Genomic DNA, 1,805 nt, shown 5'->3' on the forward strand with positions numbered 1-1,805 from the left:
CTTTAATTCTTTAATTCGGAGGGATTAAATTTTAACCAATACACTAACGGCGAGGAAACTGGTTAATAATAACCCCCTGCGCCTCCCTGCTTCGACGTCCCCTTTTCGGCTTATTTCAAAAAGATTGTTGTGGTATAAACAAGGTGACGTTTTTTGGATGGACCAGCATGCTGGTTTAAATATAGTTGTTATGGTATTGCGAGGAGAACAGGTCAATGCAGATTATCAAACGTTATGTCATGGTTCCGTTATTCTTTGCCGGGCTGTTGCTTGCCCAGCCTGCTCTGGCCGAGGATCGGTTACAGAAGGCCGACTCCGCCGTGGCCAACGTCCTGTTTGATTATGATGGCAGTTTCGAGTTTGCCAGTTACAAAGTTGATGAAAATGGTTTCGTGGACATAACCTTTGCCAGTAACACACCGGACGCCCTGTATGGTGAGATACTTGATCGACTTCAGAATCATCCCGATATCAGCAGCGTCCTGGCCGGAAAGGGTGGTCCGACATGCAGTCTCTTCTGAGCACCTGTCACAGATACAGATAAAAATAAAAGGGGTCGGTGACAAACGATTCTCATTTGCAATTAGTTGATCATTGTACTAAATTGAATTTCATCACGGCAGGACGCTGTGATTACGCCGCAAAAGGAGATTGCCATGCCCCGAAAACCCCGTATGTACCTGCCCGGAATGCCCTGCCACGTCATCCAGCGTGGAAACAACCGCGACGCCTGTTTCTACGCCGAACAGGACTATCAGTTTTACCTGGAATGCTTGCAGGATGCCTGCCGACGCTACCGTGTGGCCGTCCATGCCTATGTCCTGATGACCAACCATGTTCACCTGCTCATGACCCCCGAAGATAGCGAAGGTATCTCCCGGGTCATGCAATCGGTGGGGCGCCGGTATGTTCAATACATCAATTTCGAATACCAGCGCAGCGGGACTCTGTGGGAAGGGCGCCATAAGGCCAGCCTGGTCGATGCCGAAGCGTACCTGTTCACGTGCATGCGCTATATCGAACTCAATCCGGTTCGGGCCAGTATGGTGCCCCATCCCGGTGAGTATCGATGGTCCAGTTACCGGACCAATGGCCAGAGCGAGCCAAGCCAGCTGGTTACCCCGCATGCCCTCTATCTGGCAATGGGGCAGGACAGTGAGCAACGCCAGTTTGCCTACCGCGGGTTGTTCGAGCATCAACTGGATGAAGCGGACATTCATGCGATCCGGGAGGCGGCCCAATTTTGTATGCCGCTGGGCAATGATAGATTCAAGCAACAGATCGAAGCAGCTTTGGGTCGATCGACCGGCTATGCAAAACGGGGTCGGCCTGGCATCAGGGAAGAAGATGCTCTATATTTTTAACTGAAAATGAGATGCACTTGTCACCGACACCTTTTCGACGATCAGCGAACCGGTAACACCGAACCGGCAGGAGCAGCCAATGTGGAATACCTGGACCAGCCTGATTATCGGCATTCTCATCCTTGTCGTGGCTATCCCCTATGTCGCTCGAATTCGTCATCCTGAACAAAAACCAACTGCAGCATACCTGATTTTTATATCAGTTTTTATCGTTGTGGCAATCGTATTGTTCAGCCTGCTGACCACACTGGTTATGCAGCTCAACATGGGATCTATGCTGAACAAACCTGGCCCCGCCATCCTGTTTCTTGTTCTGGTGTTTCTCCCCGCGTTCCTGCTCGCACGCTGGTTGGCCCGAAAACCGCCCAGACAAGAGGGTCCGCCACCCTGATAATGTTTAAAAAGGGGACGCCCACAAGTCGTCACCTGTCAGAGGAAGCG

Annotated in this window: 3 protein-coding genes; all 3 read left to right on the plus strand. The window is 51.2% G+C overall.

The window, feature by feature from the left end; translation table 11 throughout:
* Window positions 1–215 precede the first annotated feature (215 nt).
* Window positions 216–521, plus strand: coding sequence for a hypothetical protein (locus RI563_RS13325; RefSeq protein WP_310694868.1), 306 nt, complete (start codon window positions 216–218; stop codon window positions 519–521).
* 135 nt (window positions 522–656) lie between these two features.
* Window positions 657–1,364 carry a transposase gene (locus tag RI563_RS13330; RefSeq protein WP_310694869.1) on the plus strand — a complete coding sequence of 236 codons (708 nt, stop codon included), beginning with the start codon at window positions 657–659 and terminating at the stop codon, window positions 1,362–1,364.
* A gap of 79 nt (window positions 1,365–1,443) precedes the next feature.
* Window positions 1,444–1,755: a hypothetical protein gene (locus RI563_RS13335; RefSeq protein WP_310694870.1), complete on the plus strand. Its 312-nt coding sequence runs from the start codon at window positions 1,444–1,446 to the stop codon at window positions 1,753–1,755.
* Window positions 1,756–1,805: the final 50 nt, after the last annotated feature.

The organism is Thiohalophilus sp. (assembly GCF_031581315.1).
Classification (GTDB): domain Bacteria; phylum Pseudomonadota; class Gammaproteobacteria; order UBA6429; family Thiohalophilaceae; genus Thiohalophilus.

What these genes read in the sequence shown, in the direction of transcription:
- RI563_RS13325 (WP_310694868.1), top strand. Translation starts at nt 216, where the DNA reads ATGCAGATTATCAAACGTTATGTCATGGTTCCGTTATTCTTTGCCGGG.
- RI563_RS13330 (WP_310694869.1), top strand. Translation starts at nt 657, where the DNA reads ATGCCCCGAAAACCCCGTATGTACCTGCCCGGAATGCCCTGCCACGTC.
- RI563_RS13335 (WP_310694870.1), top strand. Translation starts at nt 1,444, where the DNA reads ATGTGGAATACCTGGACCAGCCTGATTATCGGCATTCTCATCCTTGTC.